This is a genomic window from Roseateles toxinivorans (assembly GCF_004362525.1).
Lineage (GTDB): Bacteria > Pseudomonadota > Gammaproteobacteria > Burkholderiales > Burkholderiaceae_C > Paucibacter > Paucibacter toxinivorans.
Genome location: NZ_SNXS01000004.1, coordinates 478,354 through 499,624, shown reverse-complemented (window position 1 = coordinate 499,624; position 21,271 = coordinate 478,354). Strand labels below are relative to the sequence as shown.

The 21,271-nt window shown below is 68.1% G+C and carries 18 protein-coding genes; 1 reads left to right on the top strand and 17 read right to left on the bottom strand.

Annotation, left to right across the window (positions count from 1 at the left end; all coding sequences use genetic code 11):
* Positions 1–38 precede the first annotated feature (38 nt).
* The 16 genes from glk to gcvPA form a co-directional block, all read right to left on the bottom strand.
* On the bottom strand, positions 39–1,025 hold the full coding sequence (glk, locus tag DES47_RS17355) for a glucokinase (RefSeq protein ID WP_243748351.1): 987 nt from the start codon (positions 1,023–1,025) through the stop codon (positions 39–41).
* A complete protein-coding gene (locus DES47_RS17350) occupies positions 1,022–2,197 on the bottom strand; it encodes a Gfo/Idh/MocA family protein (RefSeq protein ID WP_243748350.1) in 1,176 nt (391 codons plus the stop codon). Before DES47_RS17350 ends, glk begins: the two co-directional genes overlap by 4 nt.
* Positions 2,194–3,258, bottom strand: a complete 1,065-nt coding sequence (locus DES47_RS17345; protein ID WP_133701979.1) for a sugar phosphate isomerase/epimerase family protein — start codon at positions 3,256–3,258, stop codon at positions 2,194–2,196. Before DES47_RS17345 ends, DES47_RS17350 begins: the two co-directional genes overlap by 4 nt.
* Positions 3,255–4,292 (bottom strand): LacI family transcriptional regulator, encoded by a 1,038-nt coding sequence (locus tag DES47_RS17340; protein ID WP_133701978.1) that lies wholly within the window; start codon positions 4,290–4,292, stop codon positions 3,255–3,257. Before DES47_RS17340 ends, DES47_RS17345 begins: the two co-directional genes overlap by 4 nt.
* Positions 4,289–5,992 carry an amylo-alpha-1,6-glucosidase gene (locus DES47_RS17335; protein ID WP_133701977.1) on the bottom strand — a complete coding sequence of 568 codons (1,704 nt, stop codon included), beginning with the start codon at positions 5,990–5,992 and terminating at the stop codon, positions 4,289–4,291. Before DES47_RS17335 ends, DES47_RS17340 begins: the two co-directional genes overlap by 4 nt.
* Positions 5,989–6,828: a carbohydrate ABC transporter permease gene (locus DES47_RS17330; protein WP_133701976.1), complete on the bottom strand. Its 840-nt coding sequence runs from the start codon at positions 6,826–6,828 to the stop codon at positions 5,989–5,991. Before DES47_RS17330 ends, DES47_RS17335 begins: the two co-directional genes overlap by 4 nt.
* Positions 6,825–7,790, bottom strand: a complete 966-nt coding sequence (locus DES47_RS17325; RefSeq protein WP_208115036.1) for a carbohydrate ABC transporter permease — start codon at positions 7,788–7,790, stop codon at positions 6,825–6,827. The genes DES47_RS17330 and DES47_RS17325 overlap by 4 nt, the downstream gene beginning before the upstream one ends.
* Positions 7,787–8,992 (bottom strand): ABC transporter substrate-binding protein, encoded by a 1,206-nt coding sequence (locus tag DES47_RS17320; RefSeq protein ID WP_133701975.1) that lies wholly within the window; start codon positions 8,990–8,992, stop codon positions 7,787–7,789. The genes DES47_RS17325 and DES47_RS17320 overlap by 4 nt, the downstream gene beginning before the upstream one ends.
* Before the next feature lie 352 nt (positions 8,993–9,344).
* Positions 9,345–10,397 carry an ABC transporter ATP-binding protein gene (locus tag DES47_RS17315; protein WP_133701974.1) on the bottom strand — a complete coding sequence of 351 codons (1,053 nt, stop codon included), beginning with the start codon at positions 10,395–10,397 and terminating at the stop codon, positions 9,345–9,347.
* A gap of 5 nt (positions 10,398–10,402) precedes the next feature.
* Entirely contained in the window at positions 10,403–11,155 is a 753-nt protein-coding gene (locus tag DES47_RS17310) for a sugar phosphate isomerase/epimerase family protein (RefSeq protein ID WP_133701973.1), read from the bottom strand.
* On the bottom strand, positions 11,152–12,267 hold the full coding sequence (locus DES47_RS17305; RefSeq protein WP_133701972.1) for a Gfo/Idh/MocA family protein: 1,116 nt from the start codon (positions 12,265–12,267) through the stop codon (positions 11,152–11,154). Before DES47_RS17305 ends, DES47_RS17310 begins: the two co-directional genes overlap by 4 nt.
* A complete protein-coding gene (locus tag DES47_RS17300; protein WP_133701971.1) occupies positions 12,264–14,306 on the bottom strand; it encodes an aldo/keto reductase in 2,043 nt (680 codons plus the stop codon). The genes DES47_RS17305 and DES47_RS17300 overlap by 4 nt, the downstream gene beginning before the upstream one ends.
* 118 nt (positions 14,307–14,424) lie before the next feature.
* Positions 14,425–15,210 (bottom strand): SDR family NAD(P)-dependent oxidoreductase, encoded by a 786-nt coding sequence (locus DES47_RS17295; protein WP_133701970.1) that lies wholly within the window; start codon positions 15,208–15,210, stop codon positions 14,425–14,427.
* A 25-nt stretch (positions 15,211–15,235) separates the two neighbouring features.
* Positions 15,236–16,324, bottom strand: coding sequence for an ATP-NAD kinase family protein (locus DES47_RS17290; RefSeq protein ID WP_133701969.1), 1,089 nt, complete (start codon positions 16,322–16,324; stop codon positions 15,236–15,238).
* An 11-nt stretch (positions 16,325–16,335) separates the two neighbouring features.
* On the bottom strand, positions 16,336–17,928 hold the full coding sequence (gene gcvPB / locus DES47_RS17285) for an aminomethyl-transferring glycine dehydrogenase subunit GcvPB (protein ID WP_243748349.1): 1,593 nt from the start codon (positions 17,926–17,928) through the stop codon (positions 16,336–16,338).
* 5 nt (positions 17,929–17,933) lie between these two features.
* Positions 17,934–19,337, bottom strand: a complete 1,404-nt coding sequence (gcvPA, locus tag DES47_RS17280) for an aminomethyl-transferring glycine dehydrogenase subunit GcvPA (protein ID WP_133701967.1) — start codon at positions 19,335–19,337, stop codon at positions 17,934–17,936.
* A 127-nt stretch (positions 19,338–19,464) separates the two neighbouring features.
* On the opposite strand from gcvPA, the gene DES47_RS17275 reads away from it, so the two are divergent.
* Entirely contained in the window at positions 19,465–20,367 is a 903-nt protein-coding gene (locus tag DES47_RS17275; protein ID WP_133701966.1) for a LysR substrate-binding domain-containing protein, read from the top strand.
* 17 nt (positions 20,368–20,384) lie between these two features.
* Here the strand turns inward: DES47_RS17275 and DES47_RS17270 are convergent, their stop codons facing one another.
* Entirely contained in the window at positions 20,385–20,741 is a 357-nt protein-coding gene (locus DES47_RS17270; protein WP_133701965.1) for an ankyrin repeat domain-containing protein, read from the bottom strand.
* Positions 20,742–21,271 lie beyond the last annotated feature (530 nt).

Below are 21,271 nucleotides of genomic sequence, written 5' to 3'. Positions count from 1 at the left end.
AGGCACGCCGTTGTCGGGTTATGTCGGCGGGCTTCGGTTCATAGCGCTCGACTCGCTCCAAGCAGGGCCGGTGGCTCCTGGCTCGCAATCACATAGGAAGGCACCTCGTGCATATAGCCGGCGAGCCGCCCCTTGGCTTCAAAGCGTTGGCGGAAGTCCGAGCGCCGGAAGCGCGCGGCTCCCAGGCGCGGCACGATGCCGCCGCCGATGTACACACCGCCACGGGCGCCCAGCGACAGCACCAGGTCGCCTGCCACATCGCCCAGGAAGGCGCAGAACAGGGCCAGCGCCTCGGCGCTCTGCAGCTCGCCGGCGAGGGCCTGGCCGAGCACCTGGGCCGGGCTGGGCACGGTGGTGAGAGGCCGGCCATCCACCTCGGCAATCGCCTTCAGCAGGTTGGCAAGACCTGGCCCCGACAGCACCCGCTCGGCGGAGACGCGGCCGAAACGCTGACGCAGGTTTGCCAACAGCGCGGCTTCTCGATCGTTCTGCGGCGCGAGGCTGACATGACCGCCCTCGGTCTGGAGCGCGACCCACTGTCGGTCCGCTTGCGGCACCAGACCGGAGACGCCAAGGCCGGTACCAGGCCCGATCACGGCCAGTGGTCCTGGTGCACCCGTCGCGGGGCCACCAACATGCCAGAAATCCGGCTCCGGCAGCGCCGGTATCGCCAGCGCCAGCGCGGTGAAATCGTTCAGCACCACCAGGCGCTGCAGCTCCAGCTGCCTGTGCAGGGCTTGGACCGAGAAGCCCCAGTCGCGGTTGGTCAGGCGGATCTGATCGTCCAGCACGGCACTGGCCACGCCAAGGGCCGCCTGGATGGGGCGGGCTGCACCGGCCGCGTCCAGGGTCTGCAGATAGCGCTGCAAGCATTCGCCCAGGTCACGGTGGGCATCGCAGGCCAGCGTCTGCACATGCTCGATGGCTGCGCCGTTTGCGCCCTGCCAGCCCAGGCGCACATGGGTGCCGCCCACATCGGCCAGCAGGCGGGCGCCGGCCGGGTTTCGTTCGCCTATCGCGATCACGGTATTGCTCCTTCTTGCTGCAAGGGGGTCCAGGCGCTGCCGGCCCGGTGGCTGGCCAGCACCGCCTCGACAAAGGCCAGGCCGGCCACGCCATCGGCGGCGGTGGTGAGCCAACGGCTTGCCGGGGCTACGGCCCTGCCCTCGCGTCGCGCGCGAATGTGCTCGGCCGCATCGCGGTAGAGCTGGGCAAAGGCCTCCAGATAGCCCTCGGGATGGCCGGCTGGAAGGCGCGTGGCGGCCTGCGCCTCGGCGCTGCCCACCCGGCCCCTGGTGAGGCGCTGCGTGGCGCCACCCAGCGGGGTGAAGAGCAGCTCGTTCGGTTGCTCCTGCGCAAACTCCAGGCTGGCACGGCTGCCATAGACGCGCAGCCTCAGGGCGTTCTCGCAACCGGTGGCCACCTGGCTGGCCCACAGCAGGCCGCGCACGCCATCGGGAAAGCGCAGCATGGCCTGCACATGGTCGTCCAGCCGGCGCCCGGGCACCAGGCTGCTCAGCTCGGCGCAGACACTTTCAGCCTGCAGACCGCTGACAAAGCTGGTCAGATGGTAGGCATGGGTGCCGATATCGCCCAGCGCGCCGGCCGGGCCGGCCAGCGCCGGGTCGCAGCGCCATGCGGCCTGCTTGTTGCCTCGTTCATGCCCCGTCTGTTCGATTGGCTCGGCGAGCCAATCCTGCGCGTACTCGACCTGTATCAGGCGCAACGCGCCCAGCTCACCGGCCTCCACCATCGCGCGGGCCTGCCGCACCATGGCGTAGCCGCTGTAGGTATGGGTCAGGCACAGCAGGCGCTCGCGGCGCCGGGCCAGCGCCTGCAGCGCGCGTGCATCGGCCAGCGAGGTGGCCAGCGGCTTGTCGCAGATCACATCAATGCCCGCCTCAAGGAACGCCGTAGCCACCGGGGCATGCAGATGATTCGGCGTAACGATGGCGACCGCATCAATGCCATCGGGCCGCGCCGCCTCGCGCCTCGCCATCTCCTCCCAGCTGGCGTAGCTGCGCGACGAGTCCAGGCCCAGTTCGTCGGCGCTGGCCAGCGCACGCAGCGGGTCGCTGGCCAGCGCACCGGCCACCAGCTGCCATTGCCCGTCCAGCCGCGCGGCCATGCGGTGCACGCCACCGATGAAGGCGCCCTGCCCGCCTCCCACCATTCCTAGACGGAGCGGTGCGTTCATGCGTCGCCCTCCAAGCCCAGCAGCTGGCGCAACTCCGCGCGCGGCGTCTGCCCATCGGCAAAATCATCGAAGGCGCGATCGGCCACGCGGATGATGTGCCGCTTGATGAACTCGGCGCCTTCGCGCGCACCGTCCACGGGATGCTTCAGGCAGCATTCCCACTCCAGCACCGCCCAGCCCGGGTAGTCGTGCTGCGCAAGCTTCGAGAAGATCGCGCCGAAGGCTATCTGCCCGTCGCCCAGCGAGCGGAAGCGCCCGGCCCGCTCCAGCCAAGGCGCATAGCCACCATAGACGCCCTGCCGGCCATTCGGACGGAACTCCGCGTCCTTGACGTGGAAGGCGCGGATGCGTGCGTGGTAGATGTCGATGAAGGCCAGGTAGTCCAGCTGCTGCAGCAGGAAGTGGCTGGGGTCGTAGAGGATGTTGGCGCGGGGGTGCTGGCCCACGGCGTCGAGAAAGCGCTCGAAGGTCAGGCCGTCGAACAGGTCCTCGCCCGGGTGCAGCTCGTAGCAGACATCGACGCCGGCCTCGTCGAAGGCATCGAGCACGGGCCGCCAGCGCCGCGCCAGTTCGGCAAAGGCCTCCTCGATCAGTCCGGCCGGCCGCTGCGGCCAGGGGTAGAGGTAGGGCCAAGCCAGCGCGCCGGAGAAGGTAGCGTGGGCCTTCAGCCCCAGCCGGGCCGAGGCCCGCGCGGCGAGCTTCAGCTGCCCGGCGGCCCAGGCACTGCGTTCGGCTGCGTCGCCTCGCACGGCCGGTGCGGCAAAGCCATCGAACTGCCTGTCGTAGGCCGGGTGCACGGCCAGCAGCTGGCCTTGCAGATGGGTGGACAGCTCGCTGATCTGCAAGCCCTTGGCGGCCAGCCGGCCACGCAGATCGTCGCAATAGGTCTGGCTCTCGGCGGCCAAGGCCAGATCGAACAGGCGTGCGTCCCAGCTGGGGATTTGCAGCGCGGCGAAGCCCAGGCCGGCCGACCACTCGGCCAGATGGTCCAGCGTGTCGAACGGCGCCAGGTCACCGGCGAACTGGGCCAGGAAGAGGCCGGGGCCTTGGATCGTTTTCATGCTTGGCCTCCCAGTCGATCACTTTGGCGTTCGATCAGCTGTGCCTGCTCCAGCACGCACAGCTGCTCCACCGGCTTGCCGTCCAGCCGGCGCAGCAGCAGCTGGCCCAGCTGGCGGCCGGCGCCATGCAGCGAGGCGTAGTAGGTGGACAGCGGCGGCACGAAATAGGCACTGACATTGCTGTCGTCGGTGGCCACCACGGCGGCCTCGCGGCCGGCCTGCCAGCCCAGCTCGGCAAAGGCCGACAGGGCGCCCAGCGCGGCGTATTCGTTCGCGCAGACAAACGCCGTGGGCCGGGGCTGGCGCTTGGCCAGCTCCAGCACCAGGCGGCGGCCATCGGCGGCCGAGAGGCCCGAGCACTGGGTCAGCGCCGGCTCATGCGGCAGCCCCGCCTCGCGCAGCGCGCGGCGGTGGCCTGCGTCGCGGTGCTGGCTGTACATCAGCTCGGCCGGCGGGTTGAGCATGGCGATCTGGCGGTGGCCGCAGGCGATCAGCCGCTGGGTGGCGCGGTAGGCCATGTCTTCATGGTCGGTGTCGTACCAGGGATGGGCCTGCTCCAGCGCGCTGCGGCCATAGCTGACGAAGGGAAAGTCCTGGGCCAAGAGATAGCGGATGCGCTCGTCCTGCGGCCGGGTCTGCGTCAGCACCAGGCCGTCGACGCGGCGGGCTTCCACCAGCTTGCGCAGCGCCGCGACCGGGTCCTCATCGGGCAGCTCGGGCTGCACCACCAGGCTGTAGAAGGTGCCGGCCAGGGCCGCGTGCAGGCCCGAGACCAGGGCCATGAAGCCGCTGTCGGTGAAGTCCTGCTCGCTGTTCTCGACCGGCAGCACGATGGACAGCGTGTAGGTCTTGCCGGTGCGCAGCTTCACGCCGGCCAGATTGGGCGTGTAGCCCAGCTCGCGGGCAGCGGCCTTGACCAACTCGCGCGTCTCGCGCCTGACCTCGGGGCCGTCCTGCAGCGCGCGCGACACCGTGCCCAGCGACAGGCCGGTGTGGCGCATCAGGGTCTTCAGCGTGACTTTGGGTTCGCTCATACGGTGTTCTTCTTCAGCAGGCGGTGCCCCAGCAACAGGGCCACGCTGGAGGTCCAGGTGAAGGCGGGATCGCGCAGCGGCGCACCGCTTTGCGCATCGAAGTTCTCGGCCAGGCCGGAGGCGGCGCACATCGCGGTAAAACGTCGCGCCAGCTCGTCGCCCAGATCGCGGCGGCCGCAGCGGTCCATCGCGTCAACGAACAGCATCGTCGTCGGCGCCCAGATCGGGCCGCGCCAGTAGCCATCGGCGCGGTAGTGCGGGCTGCGCTGTGACTCGGTGGCCAGGCCATGGGGGCTCAGGAAGCGGCCGGTCTCGAACAGCTCGGCCAGCAGTTGCTCGCTAATGGCCGCAGGCAGGCGTGAACCCAGCAGCAGCGGGGTGTAGGCGATCAGGCTGTCGCCATCGTTCACCACGGCGCCGTCGGCGAGGCGAGCGACGAAGCGCTCGCCGGTCCAGAGCTGGGCCATCAGCCGCTCGAACAGGGCGTCGGCCTGGTTGCGCCAGTCGCGCGCCTGCTCGGGCCGGCTCAAGCCCTCGGCCAGGGCGGCCAGCTCTTCCAGCTGCAGTATCAAAAAGCTGCTGAGATCGGGGCTCTGCAGCGGTGTGCCCTGCAGGAACACGGTGGCGTTGTCCCAGCCGGCGTCGTTGCCATGGTCGTAGGCCGGCAGGCCATTCGCGGGCGCCGTGGCCAGCCAGCTGCGTGCTTGTGCGGCCAGCCAGTCGTGCATCTGGGCGCTGCGCTCTGGCGACCAGGGCGCCTGGCTACGCAGCTGAGCCACCGTCCAGCCATGCACCGGCGGCTTGGTGAAGCGCCAGTAGGCCTGCAGGTCGTTGGCGAAATCGGGAAGGCGGCCGCTCTCGTGCTGCAGCTCGAACAGCACCGCCATCTGCTGCCAGGCCAGCTCGGGCTGCTGCGCAGCCAGGGCCCGCGCGTTGAAGCAATGGTCCCAGCTCCAGATGTTCGTCATCCAGTTCTTGGACATATACATCGCCGGGTAGTGCAGCCGGCCTTCGGCCGGGACGATGCAGGACCAGGTGATGTAGGCGGCCAGCTGGCGCAGGGGCTGCAGACCTTCATCGACCGCCAGCGTCTGGCCCAGCCAGACTTCGAAGTCGGCGGCGGCATCGGCGCGCGCGGTCTCGAACAAGGCCACATCGCTGCGTGCCGGCATCACGCGATAGAGATGGATGGAAGCTGCCACCACGCCGGCCGCATCGGGCCGCAGATCCAGCGCGATGTGCTCGGCGCGCTGGCCCTGCCAGGGGGCGTCGAGCTGCAATGCACCTCCGTTCAAGGCCACGCGGGCCGACAGATCCTGGCTGGCGCAGCTGACATGTATGGACTCTTCACTCAGGCGTTGGGCATAGTCGTAGCGCTTGCTCTGCAGCGTGAGACGCAGGCTCAGGCCGCGGCCTTGCAGGGCCAAGGTGTCGGCATCGGCAAAGGCCAGGTGCAGCTCGCCGGCCTCGGAATGAAAGCTCAGCGAGTCGGGCCGCAGCGACCATGTGCCATGCACCTCCCTGCCCTCGCCATCGATCGGCAGCAGCTTGAACAGCCGGCCCAGATCGGTGTGCTCGTCGCCGCCGCGCAGATTGCGCAGCCAGAAAGCAGCGTCCTCGGGAATCCATGACACGCACAGCCAGCTGCCGCGCCTTGAGAGCGGCACGGACCGAGGATCGAACAGATTCAAGCGGGTCATCCCTTCACCGCGCCGGCACTGGCGCCCTCCATGATGTGGCGCTGGGCCATGAAGAACAGCAGCAGCGGCGGCAGGCACAGCAGCACGGTCATCGCGGCAATGGCGGTCAGGTTGTTGGCGTGCAGGCCGCGGAACTGGGCCAGGCCCAGCGGAAGCGTGTAGCTGCTCTGGTCGTTCAGAAAGATCAGCGGGCCCAGATAGTCGTTCCAGCTGCCCAGGAACTGGAAGGTGCCCACCAGCACCAGGGCCGGCGCCATCAAGGGCAGGTGGATGCGCCAGTAGATCTGCCAGGCGTTCGCCCCGTCCATGCGCGCAGCCTCGTCGAGCTCGCGCGGGATGCTCATGATGAACTGGCGCAGCAGAAAGATGTAGAAGGCCGCGCCGAAGAAATTGGGCACGATCAGCGGCTTCAGGGTGTTGATCCAGCCTAAAGCGTTGAACTGCATGTACAGCGGGATCATGGTCACATCCCAGGGAATCATCATCGAACCCAGCATCACCATGAACAGCGTGTCGCGGCCGCGGAACTCGAAGCGGGCGAAGCCATAGGCCACCAGGCTGGACGAGAACAGCTGGCCTATGGTCGACAGCCCGCCCACCAGCAGCGAGTTCCACAGGAACTGGCCAAAGGGCTGGGCTGCCCAAGCTTCCACGAAGTTCTGCCAGCGCGGCAGGGCTGGCCACCAGACCGGAGGCCAGGTGTAGAGCTCGCTCTTGGCCTTCAGCGCCGTCACCAGCGTCCAGTACAGCGGCAGGGCGAAGGCCAGGGCCAGGGCCAGCATGACGGTGTAGTAGGCCAGCCTGCGGGCGTGGCGTGCCGAATCGAAGGGGGTCATGCCTTGCCTCCGTCACGCTTCACTTCGTTCTCGTAGAACACCCACAGGCTGGAGAAGCGCATCACGCTCATGGACAGCACCAGTATCAGCAGGAACAGCAGCCAGGACAGGGCCGAGGCATAGCCCATGTCGAAGAACTTGAAGGCGGTGTCATAGATGTACATGGCCAGCATATAGGTGGACTTCAGCGGGCCGCCCTCGGTCAGCAGCAGGGCCAGGGTCAGTTGCTGGAAGGCCGCGATCAAGGTCGTGACCAGATTGAACAGCAGCACCGGCGACAGCAGCGGCAAGGTGATGTGGGTGAACTGCTTGAGCCTGGACACGCCCGACAGCGCCGCCGCCTCGTACAGATCAACCGATATGCCCTTGAGCCCGGCCAGGAACACCAGCATCGTGCCGCCCAGGCTCCACAGGCTGGCGATCACCACCGACCACATCGCCCAGCGCGGGCTGCCCAGCCAGTTGACCGGCGCCAGACCCACCAGGCTCAGCAGGTAGTTGAGCAGGCCGTATTCCTGGCTGTAGATCCAGGTCCAGATCGTCACCAGGGCCACGCCCGACAGCATGCTGGGCAGATAGAACAGCGTGCGGAACAGCCCCTGGCCCCAGCCGCGCCGGTTCAGCAGCAGGGCCAGGCCCAGCGCGGCGGCCAGATGGAGGGGCACGTACAGGCCGGCGAAGCGGCAGGTGACCCACAGCGCCTCCCAGAAGTCGTCGTCCGTCGTCAGGATGCGGCGGTAGTTCTCCAGGCCGATGAAGCGCTCGCCGCCCATCAGCGGCCAGTCGAAGAAACTGGTGTAGAGCGAGTACAGCAGTGGCCCGAGCGTGAAGGCCGCGAAGCCCAGCACCCAGGGCGCGACGAAGAGCCAGGGTGTGAGGCCACGGGGCCAGCGCAGACGGCGGCGTTGGGTCGCCCGTGGCGTCACGGCCACCGCAACAGGCTCCATCAGGCGGACGCTCATTGGAGTTTCCTTTCGGCCTTGAGTGCCGCACGGGAGAGGACCTGCTGCACATCGCCCTTTTTCAGAAACACCTCCTGAATGGCATCGCGCACCACGCCCGAGGCACGGGTCCAGCGCGGGTTCAGCAGAAAGGCCGGCACCTCCTGCATGCTCAGGGCCATCGCGTAAAACGGCTGCACCAGCGGGTCGTACTGCAGCTTCAGTTCACGCGCCACGCTCAGGAGCACCGGCAGATCGCCCTGACGCATGCGCACCGCCTCGGCACTGCTGTAGAACTTGATGAATTGCCAGGCCAGGTCCTTCTGCTTCGAGTCCCGTGCAATCGCCAGCGACGAGACGCTGACCACGCTCTGCGCCGGCCGGCCCTGGAAGCTGGGCAGCGGCGCGATGCCATAACGCTTGCCGTCCTGGGCCAGTTCCAGCCGGAAGGCCGCACCGTCCATCAGCATCGCCACCCGGTCGGCCACGAACAGCTGGCGCTGGTTCTTGCCGTCGCCCACGCCCAGCGTTGCGGCCAGGCCCTGGTCCAGCAGGCCCAGCAGCATCGTGAACATCGCTTGCGACGAGGCGCTGTCGAGCTCGCCCTGCACCCGGTGGCCATCGGCGCCCAGCATGCGGCCGCCGGCGCTCCACAGATAGCCCTGGAAGTCATAGGGATCGGGGGCCACGTCAAGGCCATAGCCATAGACCTTGGCGGAGGGGCTGCTGAGCTTTTGCGACAGCGCACGCAAATCTTCCCAACGCCAGTCGGCCCGCGGATAGGCCAGGCCGGCGCGGTCGAACATGTCCTTGTTGTAGTAGATGACCTGGCTGGTGAAGCCGGCCGGCACGCCGTAGAGCCGGCTTTCCACCGTGGCGAAACGCAGCAGGCCCGGCACCATATCGGCCGCGTCGAATGCGGGGTCGCGCGCCTGCCAGACATCCAGGGGCTCCAGCACGCGGTGATAGAGCGGGAAGTTCCACATCATCGTCACATCGGGCGGGTTGTGCGCGCCGAACGAGGCCGAGAGCTTCTGGTTGAAGCCACCGCCATAGGCCTCCACCTGCACGCGTACACCGGGGTGGCGCTGCTCGAAGGCCGCGGCAATGCGGCGCTGGATGTCGAGGTTCTCGCTGCCATCCCAGGTGGCGAAGCGCAGCACCTGGGCTGTGGCCCAGATGGGCATCAGCAGGGCCATGAGAACGAGGAAATGTTTCGTCATGTCGGTTGCTCCACTGCGCTCTGTGCGAAGTAGGACACGTGACGTGCGGAGCGGCAGGGACGAGGGCGCGCCGGCCGCTGCGAGCTGAAGCCTTGCCCGGCCCTGCACGGACCGGACTCCGGCTTCTTGATGCCCGCTGCGACCGGCACACCCTCATCCCTGCTGGCACCGGCGTGCACGGCGCGCACGAACTTGGCTTGCGGGCCACCAGCACATCCGCGGAGGGGGCGGGGGGCCGGCCATGGCGGGCATAAAGAAGCTGGAGGTCGGTCCGAAGGGACCGACCCAAGCTTCAGCCCGTCGTGGCCGGCCCCCCGCCCCCTCTGCCGCGCCACGAAAGAGTCGAGCAACTTCATGCCAGCGCCAGTGCATCCTGCACCGCCTCGCTCAAGACCCGCGGCAGCGCGCGCCCATCCACTCCGAAGGCGTGGACGTGCTCGCAAGGGAAGTCCAGCCCCACCTGCTCACCATTGCGCACCGCACGGGCGCCTTCGACACTGGCCGTGAGCGCGCTTCCATTGGCAAGACGCAAATGCACCAGGCTTTGAGCTCCCAGGCGCTCCATCATCAGCACCTGGGCGCGCAGCGCGCCGGTGTCGCCCAAACGCAGATGCTCGGGCCGTATGCCCAGTGTTTTGGCCCCTGGTCGCGCAGCAGCGCCAGTCAAGGCTTCGGCAGGCAGCAGATTCATCCGCGGCGAGCCAATGAAGCCGGCCACGAACAGATCGGCTGGAGAGTGATAGAGCTCCAGCGGCCGGCCGACCTGGGCGATGCGGCCCTGGTTCAGCACCACCACCTTGGTGGCCAGGGTCATCGCCTCCACCTGGTCGTGGGTGACATAGACCATCGTCGCCTGCAGGCTCTGGTGCAGGCGCGCCAGCTCCATGCGGGTGTTCTCGCGCAGCGCAGCGTCGAGATTCGACAGCGGCTCGTCGAACAGAAAGATGCGCGGCTGGCGCACGATGGCACGGCCGATCGCCACCCGCTGGCGCTGGCCGCCGCTGAGCTGGCGCGGCTTGCGCTCCAGCAGCTCTTCCAGCTGCAGCATGCGCGCCGCTTCAAGAATGCGCGCCTCGATCTCGCCCTTGGGTCGGCCGCGCAGGCTCAGACCAAAGGCCAGGTTCTTGCGCACCGACATGTGCGGATACAACGCATAGCTCTGGAACACCATGGCCAGATCGCGCTCGGCCGGCGGCAGCTCGTTGATGCGCTGGCCGTCGATGCGCAGCTCACCGCCCTGCACCTCCTCCAGTCCGGCGATGCAGCGCAACAGCGTCGACTTGCCGCAGCCCGAAGGCCCGAGGAAGCAGACAAACTCGCGGTCGGCAATCTCGAGATTGATGTCCTTCAGGACCTCCACCGGGCCGAAGGTCTTGCGCAGATGCTGGATGCTCAGATGGGCCATGCTGCTCAGCCCAGGCGTTGGGACAGGTACTGGAAACCGACCCGCGCGGTGCGCGCCGGCTGGCTCGGATGGTCATGCTCGACGATGAAGGTCTGCAGCCTCGTCGCCAGGCCCGGCAGCCACTGGCCCCATGGCAGACGGCCCTCACCCAGCGTGGCCCAGCCCTGTTCGGCGGGCTCGCTGCCCTCGTGGGCCAGGTCCTTGACATGCACCGATTGCAGGCGGGTGGCGTAACGTTCCAGCCAGGCGGCCGGGTCTTGGCCAGCACGGGCCACCCAGGCCACATCGGGCTGCCAGCTCAAGCGCGGCGCGGCGTCAAAGATCGTTTCCAGCACCGTGCGACCATCGTCCAGACGTTCGAACTCGAACGCATGGTTGTGATAGGCCAGGCCGATGCCTTGAGGCGCCAGGTCTTGCGCATAGGCTTGCAGCTGCGCGGCCAGAACCGCCCAGCCGGCGGAATCGGAAGGTCGCTCCTCCTCGTCCAGCCAGGGCATCACCAGCTGTTGGCAATCCAGCTCACCCAGCGCCTGCAGTATGTCGGGCAGGCGCTGCGCCAGGTCGCTCATCTCGACATGCATCGAGGCCAGGCCCAGGCCGGAGGCCTGCATGGTGCTGATGAAGTCGGCGGCGGTCAGGCCGTGCAGGCCTTCGGTCTCCACCCAGGCATAGCCGGCCTCGCGCGCCACGGACAGGCGCGAGGCCAGGCCACCGGCGCTGCGCACGGTGTAGAGCTGCAGGGCGATCCTGTTCATCATGCGGCCACCTCGCAGGCGATCTGCTGCGCAAAGCCCAGCGGCAGCGGCGCGGGCCGGGCACAGCGCGTGGTCAGCAGCACCGGTGTCGCCTTGTCGGCGGCACGCAGGGTGGCGTCCATGACTTCCAGCACATGCAGGGCCAGCTCTCCGTTGGCGCGGTGCGGTTGGCCGGCGGAAATCGCCCAGGCCATCTCGGCCACACCCAGGCCGCGATGGCGGCCGGTGAAGGCGCGTGGGGCCATGTCTTGCCAGTCGCCGTCCTGCTCGCTAAAGCTCAGCTCGCCGCCAAACTGGTTCGGGTCGGGCAGCACCACCGAGCCCTGCTCGCCATAGAGTTCGATATGGCTGGACCTGTGCTTCCACACATCGAAGCTGGTGCTGAGCGTGACAAAGGCGCCGGCCTCGAACTCCAGGCCCGCCACCACATGGGTGGGAGTCTCGACCTCGATGCTCTGGCCCTGGCGCGGCCCGCGCGGCACCTCGCGCCGCAGCCAGCTGGTATGGGCCATGCCGCTGACGCGACGCACCGGGCCCAGCAACTGCACCAGCTGGGTCAGGTAATAGACGCCCATGTCCATCAGCGGGCCGGCGCCGGGGCGGTAGAAGAACTCGGGGTTCGGGTGCCAGTCGTCCGGGCCCCGCTCCATCATGCAAGCCTGGCCGGCAACGATGCGGCCCAGCCGTCCACAGTCCACCAGCGCACGTGCGGCCTGGCCCGCGCCACCCAAGAAGGTATCGGGTGCGCAGCCGATGCGCCGGCCGGCGCGGGCCGCCGCCTCCATCAGCGCCTGGCCCTCGACGAAGCTGGAGCCCAGCGGCTTCTCGGTGTAGAGATGCTTGCCCGCTTCCAGCACCTGCTTGCCTACCGCCAGATGCGCGGCGGGCGGTGTCAGATTGATGATGATCTGGGCCTCGCTGGCGAGCAGCTGGGCGGGCGTCATGGCCTCGATGTCGAACTCGCTGGCGCGCTGCTCGGCCACGTCGGCGCGCGCATCGGCCACCGCGATCAGCTGCACATTGCCGAAGGCCTGCAGGCCCTTGGCATAGGCCGGGAAGATGTCGCCGGCACCGATGATGCCGACCTTGGTGGGAGCGCGCAGCGTCAGGCTCATGCCGGCGCTCCCAGGTCCGTCAGGTCCAGCCAGGCCAGTTCGTCGGCGCTCAAGTGCACGTCCAGGCCCCGCATCGAGCTGGCGGTCTCGGCAATGCTGCGCGGGCCTATCAGACTGAAGGCAGGGAAGCCCTGAGCCAGCACCCAGGCCAGCGCGATATTGATGGCGGCGCAGCCCTTGCGCTGGGCCAGCTCGCGGGCACGGGCCAGGCGCAGGAAGTTGGCCTCGCTGTACCAGCAGCGCACCAGTTCCTCGTCGTCGCGCTGATTGGGTGCGGAACGGCCATCGACGAAGAAGCCACGGGCCTGCGAGGACCAGGCGAACAGTGCCAGGCCTTGCTCGGCGAGCCAGCGGCGCGACTCCACGTCACCGGCCGAGACGCAGCCGCGCCAGATGGGGCTTTGCATGCGGGCCAGGCTCAGCTGGTTGTTGACCAGCGAAAAGCCCTGCTGGCCGGTCTTGGCCGCATAGGCATTGGCCTCGGCCACACGGGCCAGCGACCAGTTGCTGCCGCCGAAGGCCTGGAAGCGGCCACGGCTGCGCTGCTCGTTCAGCGCATCGATGAACTCGCCCACCGGCACCTCGGGGTTGTCGCGGTGCAGGACGTAGAGGTCGGCGTAATCGGTCTGCAGGCGCTCCAGACTCTCGGCCAGCTCGGTTCGCATGCCCTCGGGCGTGCAGTTGGGCGTGTGGGCGCTCTTGGCAATCAGCACGATGTCATCGCGGATGCCGCGCGCCTTCAGCCAATCGCCGAGGATGGCTTCACAGTGGCCGCCCTCGAAGTCATAGACCCAGGCGGTGTCGAAGGCATTGCCGCCGCGCTCCAGATAGTCGTCGAACAGGGCCGCGGCATAGGGCAGCGACTCCTGGTGATCGACGCCCATGATCAGGCGCGACACCGGTTTTGCAAGACCCGGCACCTGGCCGTAGCGCATGTTGGCTTCGGGGCGGCGCGTTATGGGCAGGCCGGCAAGCGTGTTGCGGCCTGTCAGCGCGGGGGCCTGCTCCTTCGGGTAGACCAGGCCGATGGCCTTGCGCCAGCGGTCCAGCGCGGCCAGATTGGCGATCGAGTCGGCCGGGCTCATTGCCGGGTGCGCAACGGCACCGGTCTTGACGGCCTGGGCAAAGGTGTCGGCCTCGTAGGCGTAAAGGCCGCGGTCGGTGGTGATGGTCCAGGTCTGGGCCAGGGCCTCATCCACCCACAGCTCAATGCGGCTTTCGCCGGCCTCTGCACCGGCGCCATACCAGGGCTTGGGCACGACCAGGGCACCCTTCGTTCCGCCCAGGCGCAGGGACTCCTCCTGCTCCAGGCTCACCGCGGTGGCGATCTGGGCCGTGATGTCGCCCGGGAAGCGCAGCGTGGCCAGCGCCCAGGCATCGACGCCCATCTCGTGCAAATGGCCCATGGCCTGCAGCTCGGTGGGCTCGGCGAAGGCCTGGCCGCGGGCCACGCCGGCCAGCAGCCGCGCCATCGACATCGGATAGCAACCCACATCGAGGATGCCGCCGCCGGCCAGCGCCGGCTCCCAGGTGCGCGAGCCGGCGCGCGGCGTGGAGGCATAGCAGAACGAGGTCTGTATATGGCGCAGCTCGCCGATCACGCCGCTCTTCAGCAGCTCCAGCAGCTTGGCCGTCTGCGGGATGCAGCGGTACATGAAGGCTTCCATCAGCACGCGGCCGGCGCGCTCGGACTCGTCATAGGCGATCATCGCCTCGGCGTGATTCAGCCCCAGCGGCTTTTCGCACAGCACATGCTTGCCGGCGCGCAGCGCCCGCACGGTCCAGTGCAGGTGCTCGGTGTGCGGCAGGCCTATGTAGACGGCCTCCACGGTCGGATCGGCCAGCAGGGCCGCATAGCCATCAGAACCGGCGTGGGCGACCACCGCCGTGCCCGGCGCTGCATGCTCGTCGGCAAAGGCGCGGGCCTTGGCCGCATCGCGGCTAGCGACCGCCACCAGGCCGCCGCTGTCGGTCTGTTGAAGGCCCTTGGCAAAAGCGCCCGAGATGTTCCCGGCGCCGATGATTCCCCAATTCAGCATGATGATTTGAAACGTTTCTATTTAAGAATGCACGGAATATATTTATTCCATACTGAATGCGAATTCAGGCTAACCCTAGGGCAGCGCTCACAGGGCGCCAGCCCAGGGCGTAGGCCCTTCAGGCAGAGCCTGCGAGACCCCCGCCGTCAACCACATAAGCGGAACCTGTGACGAAGGAGGCGCGGTCACTGGCCAGAAAAAGCACGACCTGGGCAATCTCCTCGGCCTGGCCCACGCGCATCAGCGGGCGGGCATTGCCGGCCTCGACCAGGGCTGTCGCGGCCAGGCCCAGCTGGGCGGCCTCGTTGCGCAGCATGGCGGTGTCGGTGTCGCCGGGGCAGACGCTGTTGACGCGGATCTGCTGCGGGCCATGGTCCACCGCCATCGCCCGCGTCATGTTCACCACCGCGCCCTTGGCGGCGCAGTAGGACACCGCGTCCTTGCCGCCCACCAGGCCCCAGCCCGAGCCGGCGTTGATGATGCTGCCGCCACCCTGTTCGGCCATCACCGGCACCGCGTACTTGCTCATCAGGAAGATGGACTTGACGTTGACCGCCATCACCGCGTCCCAGTCGGCCTCGCTGGTGTCCACCACATTGGCCCGGCGGGTGATGCCGGCGTTGTTGAACAGCACGTCAAGCCGGCCGAAGGCGGCGAGCGTTTCGCGCACCGAGCGCTCGCAGTCGGCGGCCAGGGCGACATTCGCCTGCACCACGATGGCTTGGCCACCGGCGGCCTGAATGGCGGCCACGGTCGCCTCGGCGCCGTCGCGGTTCAGGTCGCAGACCGCCACCTGGGCGCCCTCGCGGGCAAACAGCAGGGCCGTGGCCCGGCCTATGCCGGAGCCGGCGCCGGTGATCAGCGCGACCTTGCGGGCGAGCTCGCCTTTTTGCTTGTCATTCATCTCGTTCTCCATCGTCTTCATTGATTCAGTCCGCAACGAGTTGCAGCATCGCTTGATCTCTGGGCCCTGTCAGCGCCCGCACGGCGCCGGCATACAGCGCGTCCACCTCAGCCGAGCCGCAGTCCACCCGCAGCTGCGTGCGCGCCAAGGCCTGCAGCTTGCGCGGCGTGATCAGCACCGTCAGCGCCTCGCGGCCCAATGCCTGCAGCACACGCGGGCTCAGCGGCGCGTTGCCCCGCCCCAGCACATGTCCCTGGCCGCCGATGGCGGTGAGCCAGAGCCGAGGGCGTTGCTGCACCAGTTCCCACAGCTGCGCCTCGGTGGCATCGCGCAGCCACAGAGCGCCATCGACCACCACATCGACACCGATCAGGCTGCCGTCCAGGCCCAACGCCTGCTTCAGGGCCCAGGTGGTGGAGCCGGGGCCGATGAAGTGCAGGCCCTTCTGCAACTGCGGTCTGAGGCTGGCCGCCAGGTGCGCTGCATCGACCGCATCACCCGCCTCGCTGCGTGCCTTGCGGCCCTGCAGCAGGCGCGCATCGACCGGCGTGCGCAGCTGGCCGTAGAGCTTGGCCTGCACGCGGCCCTGGCCCAAGGCGGCCTCGTCCAGGTCCAGCACTTCGCGGGCTTCGGTGACGCGACGCTGCCCCGTCAGATAAGCCGCTGCGAGTCTGCCAGCCGCCCGGGGACTGACGCCGAAGCAGGCCGACTGCAGCTTCACCCCCGCGGGAATGCCCAGCACAGGCATCGCCTCGCCGACAGCATCCAGCACATCGCGGGCCGTGCCGTCACCACCGACAAAGAGCAGGAGGGCCAGGTCTTGCTGAATCATCTGCGAGGCGATCTCGCGAGTCTCATCCGCACTGCTGGGCCAGCAGCGCGCGCCCAGCACGTGGGGCGTCTGGCCCAAGGCATGCAGCAGATCCTCGCCCATCGCCCCTGCCCCGCAAACCCACTGCGGCGCACAGCCGGCCAGCAGCACCCGCAGCGCCTCCGCGGCCCGCCCCGCCGCCCAGCCTGGCGCCTCGGCGCCGGGCCGGAAGGCATCGCTGCCATGCAGGGCCAGGGGCCCGCCGGCACCGGCGATGGGGTTGATGATCAGGCCGACGCGCATGACGAATCGCCTCAAGCAGCCGTGCCGTGCTCGGCCAGCTTGCGCTGCCAGGCCCGCCAGGTGATCGCCCAGCGCTTGGGGTCTTCCAGATACTCGTCCTGCACGCGCTTCGTGGGGCAGTTGTGCGGCGCACTCAGCACCATCGCCGGGTCGGTGCGGGCCTCGTGAGCCACCTGGGCCATGATCTGCACGAACTCGTCCAGATCGGCGCGCGAATAGGCCTCGGTCGGTTCGATGGTGGCCGGCTCGGGCACCACATAGGGGTGGTGGCTGGTCCAGTAGTGGGTGCCGTAGTCGGCGGCGCGCAGGCCGATATCGCCGGAGCTGACACCGGTGGCTTCGCTCAACGCGGCCAAGCTGTAGCGCACCTGCTCGATGCGGCGCTTGCCCGCCGCATAGGGCGCGCTCAGGCCCGGAATCTTGAGCAGCTGACTCATGATGTAGTTGTTGTTCAGCACCGCAATCTCGGCCACCTCGCGCAACCCTGCAGCGCCCAGATTCATCACCCAGGCATAGGCGCGCAGCACGATGCTGGCCGTGCCCATGAAGGCCGCCACCTTGCCGATGGACTGCGCCTCGCCCTGGTCGATGCGGTAGCGCTCGCCCTCCTTGACGACGCGAGGCCGCGGCAGAAAACGTGCGAGTTCTGCGGTGACCGCACAGGCGCCCACGGCGGGCCCACCGCAGGCATGGGGTGTTGCAAAGGTCTTGTGCAGATTGAAGTGGCACAGATCGAAACCGGCCTCGCGCGCCCGGGTGATGCCCAGCAGGCCATTGGCATTGGCCTGGTCGTAGCAGGCCAGCGCACCCACCTCGTGCGCCGCGGCCACGAAGGCGGCGATCCTGGGATTGAAGATGCCGGTGTCTTCGGGGTTGGTGATGATCAGCGCGGCGGTGCGCGGGCCCACGGCGGCCTTCATCGCCGCCAGATCGGGGTAGCCATCGGCATCGGGATACAGCGTGATGACCTTGTAGCCCAGCACCTTGGCGCAGGCGGCGTCCGAGGGGTGGGAGAAGATCGTCGTGATGATCTCGTCTCTGTCCCCAGCCTCGCCGCGTGCTTCGAACCAGGCCCGCATCATCGCGATATTGGCGTAGATTGCCTGCGAGCCCGATCGGGGCTGCAGGCTCACCGCGTCCATGCCCGAGACCTCGCAGATCACCTGTTCCATCTGATGCATCACGTGCAGGATGCCCTGCACGGTGGACTCGTCCTGCAGCGGATGCAGCTCGCTCATCCGCGGGTCGCGGGCCAGCTGCTCATTGATCTTGGGGTTGTATTTCATCGTGCAGGTGCCCTGCCCCACATCGACATTCATGTCGGCGCCGAGGTTCTCCTGAGACAGCCGCAGATAGTGGCGCAGCACACGGTTCTGGCTCAGCTCGGGCAGGGCCGGCGCCTGCGTGCGGCGCATGCCGGGAGGCAATTGTTGCAAGGCATCGTGTGTGTCGACCTCAATGCCAGGCTCCAGCTCGGGCGGGAGGATGGCGCGCTCGCCGGGTTGGCTGAGCTCGAAGATCACCGGCTCGTCCCAGCGGGCCTGCTGGTAGCGGCGCAGATTGGGCTTGCCGTCGGTGAAGCGGTGGGCGGAGATGTTTTCCATGGTGCTCATTTCGTCAGCAGTTCGCGCAGGGCCGTCACCAGCGCGTCGATGTCGGCCTGGCTGTGCAGCTCGGTGAAGGCATAGAGGGCGCTCTGGCCCAGACCGGGGAAGGCGGCCGAGAGATCGTGGCCGCCGAAGATGCCGCGTTCACGCAGCGCCGCATTGACTTGCGCCACCGTGAAGCCGCTGGCATTGAAGTCCAGCACGAACTCCTTGAAGTGCGCGGTGCCGGCATGGGCCAAGCGCAGGCCAGGCACCGCGGCCAGCTGCTGGCGAGCATAGGCCACGCGGCGCAGGATGCCCTCGCCCAGCTCCACCATGCCCTGCGGCCCGAGGCTGGCCAGATAGACGCCTGCCGTGATGCCCCACAGCGCGGCCGCGGTGCCGACGAACTCATTGCCGTTCTCGCGCTGGTCGAACGAGGTGCGGTGGTAGGCCACATCGCCAAAGCCGTACTGGCCCGGCACCGAGGTCGGCGCGATGCCGAACAGCCGCGACGGGTATTGCAGCACCAGCGCCTCGTCGTCGCGGCTGGCGATGAAGCCGCCGTGGCCGCCGCCGTAGCTCATATGCATGCCCAGCGGCTGGATGTCGCCGCAGACGATAGTCGCGCCATAGTCGCCGGGCGGTGTCAGCACGCCCAGCGAGCTGGGATCGACACCGACGATCAGCAGCGCGCCGGCCTGCTGCACCAGGGCCGCCAGCGCGGCGCCCTCGTCGATGCCGCCGAAGTAGTTGGGCACGTCCACATAGAAGGCCGCCACCTGCGGGCCCAGCTTGGCTTGCAGATCGGCGCGGTCCACCAGGCCGGTGGCGGCGTCGAAGCCCACCTCGATGAAGTCGATCTCGCTGCGCCCGTAGGTTTCTATGTGCGAGCGCTTGTCGGGGTTCACATTGGCAGCCACCAGCACCTGGCGGCGACCGGTGTCCTTACCTTGATAACGGGCGGCCATGCAGCAGGCGGTGGCGGCAGCCTGGTAGCCGTCATAGGTGGGCACACTCACCACATCGAGATTGAGCAGCTCACCCATCATCGAGCAGTACTCCCACAACGCCTGGAAGCGGCCGTGGTCGTCATAGGGCTCGCCGGCATAGGCGGTGAGGAATTCGCTGCGGCCGTTGATCTCGTCGCACAGGGCCGGCACATGGTGCTGGTAGCAGCCGCCGCCCAGAAAGCTCAGCACCTCGCCGCAATGGGTGTTGCGCGCCAGCAGGCCCTGCACATGGCGCTTGAGGCGCGCCTCCGACAGCATCGGTGCCGGCAGATCGAGCGGGCGCGGCAGGCGCAGCGCGGCCGGGATGTCGGCATAGAACTCCTCGACAGAGGCCGCACCGGTGGCTGCCAGCATCGCGGCCCTGACCTCGGGCACCGAGTTCGGGATATACGGGTATACCAGGGTTTTTCTCATGAGACTGACACGTCATTTGAAACGTTTCGATGACGCTATTTCAACCGTAAGGCTGTGATTGCACAAACGAGAAATATTTGCCTGATGCATAAGTCCAGCTAATCCATTGAAGCATTAGCATCGCCCCATGCGACGCCATCTGCACCATCTGAACGCGCTGCGCTGCTTCGAGGCGGCGGCGCGCCTGCTGTCCTTCACCCAGGCCGCCGCCGAGCTGCACGTCACGCAGGCGGCGATCAGCCACCAGGTGCGGGCACTCGAAGAGGCGCTGGGCCAGCCGCTGTTCGAGCGCCGCCCGCGCCAGGTGCGGCTCACACCGGCCGGCGAGCGCCTGGTGGGTGTGCTGTCCAGCAGCTTCGACCGCATCGACGAGCTGCTGGGCCAGCTCAAGCAGAGTGATCAGCAAAAGCAGAGCCTGCAGCTGGCGGTGACACCCAGTTTCTCCAGTCGCTGGCTGATGCCGCGCCTGCCGCACTTCTGGGATGCCCATCCTGAGATCGAGCTGCATCTGCACCACACCGCACAGGCCGATGCGGTCAGCCGCGGCGCCGCGGAGGCCGCGGTGATCTGGACCCTGGAGCCGCCGCAGCGTCTGTGGGCGCAGCAGCTGTTCGGCACGCTGCTGACGCCGGTCTGCTCACCCGGCCTGCCCCGTGACTCACAGCCGCTGGACAACCCTGCCGCCCTGCGCCACTACCCGTTGCTGCACGAAGACAGCTTCGAAGACTGGGCGCGCTGGATGCAGCACGCCGGGATCACGGACGCCCAGGTCCGCCAGGGCCAGCTGATCGATGACAGCAATGCGCTGCTGATGGCCGCCATGGCGGGCCGCGGCGTGGCCCTGGGCCGGCTGGCCCTGATCAAGGACGAGCTGGCCCTGGGCCGTCTGATCCGGCCCTTCCAGCAGTGCATTGCCGCTCAAGGCGCCTACTGGCTGATCACCACCGAGGCGGTGGCGACGCAGCCCAGGTTCAAGGCGATCGCGGCGTTCATGCTGGAGCAGTCGGCGCTGACCGGCGCGGCCTGCTGAGTCAAGACAAGTCAGGCTCAGGCGGCTCGTTTCCCCCAGAAGCGCCACCAGCTCTTGCGCTGCGCCTCGACGGCGGGCTCGGCAACGCCCAGCTCGCACAGGCGCCGCTCCACCGCAGGCAGGCCCACCTGACGCGCGGCCTGAATCGGCGTGAGTCCGTCGAACTCGGACAGCAGGTGCGGATTGGCGCCGCTGGCCAGCAAAAAGAGCGCGATGGGCTCCTGCCGCGCCAGAATGCAGGCCACCAGTGGCGTGGCCAGAAACTCCGGGTGGGCATAGTTGATATCGACGCCGCCTTTGACGTGGTATCTGACCAGCTCGATGTCCCCCTCGCAGGCCGCCAGGAAGAGTTCTTTCCAGTTTCCGCCCGACATGCTGCCTCCGGTCTTGTGATGTGGCCACGCTGCGGTCGCATCGCGTGACAGGCCAAGGATGCCAGAAATGCAGGGGCCTGGCCGTCAACCCGACGCGGTGGCGCGGAAGTGCTCCGGCACACGGCGTTGCAGGGGCCGGCCAGCATCGGACCTCCGGCTCGGCGCCAAAGCCGGTCTGGAACACGACCCGGTCCTTCCAGTCGGGCGCACCAGCTTCAGCGTCGACGGCAGGCAGCCGAAGCTGCGCACATGGCGGGTGGCCGTGGCGCATGGAGCCCGGAACTTGCTTGGCCACCCTTGAGTTGGATCAATCGCCGGCTGACGCTCGGAACTCAGAATGCCTTGATCAAGATGGAGTTCTCCAGGGGCATGGTCGCATTCGCAGCACCGGATACAGGGGGTCACGCAATCGCAGGCGTTGCGGTCGGGGCGGACGAGGTACTGGCCGGAACGTCTTGCGACTTCGTCAGCTGCGACCGCGGGGCAATTGCAGTCGGAAAGCATCCGGCCACAGGGCCCTTCGGATGACA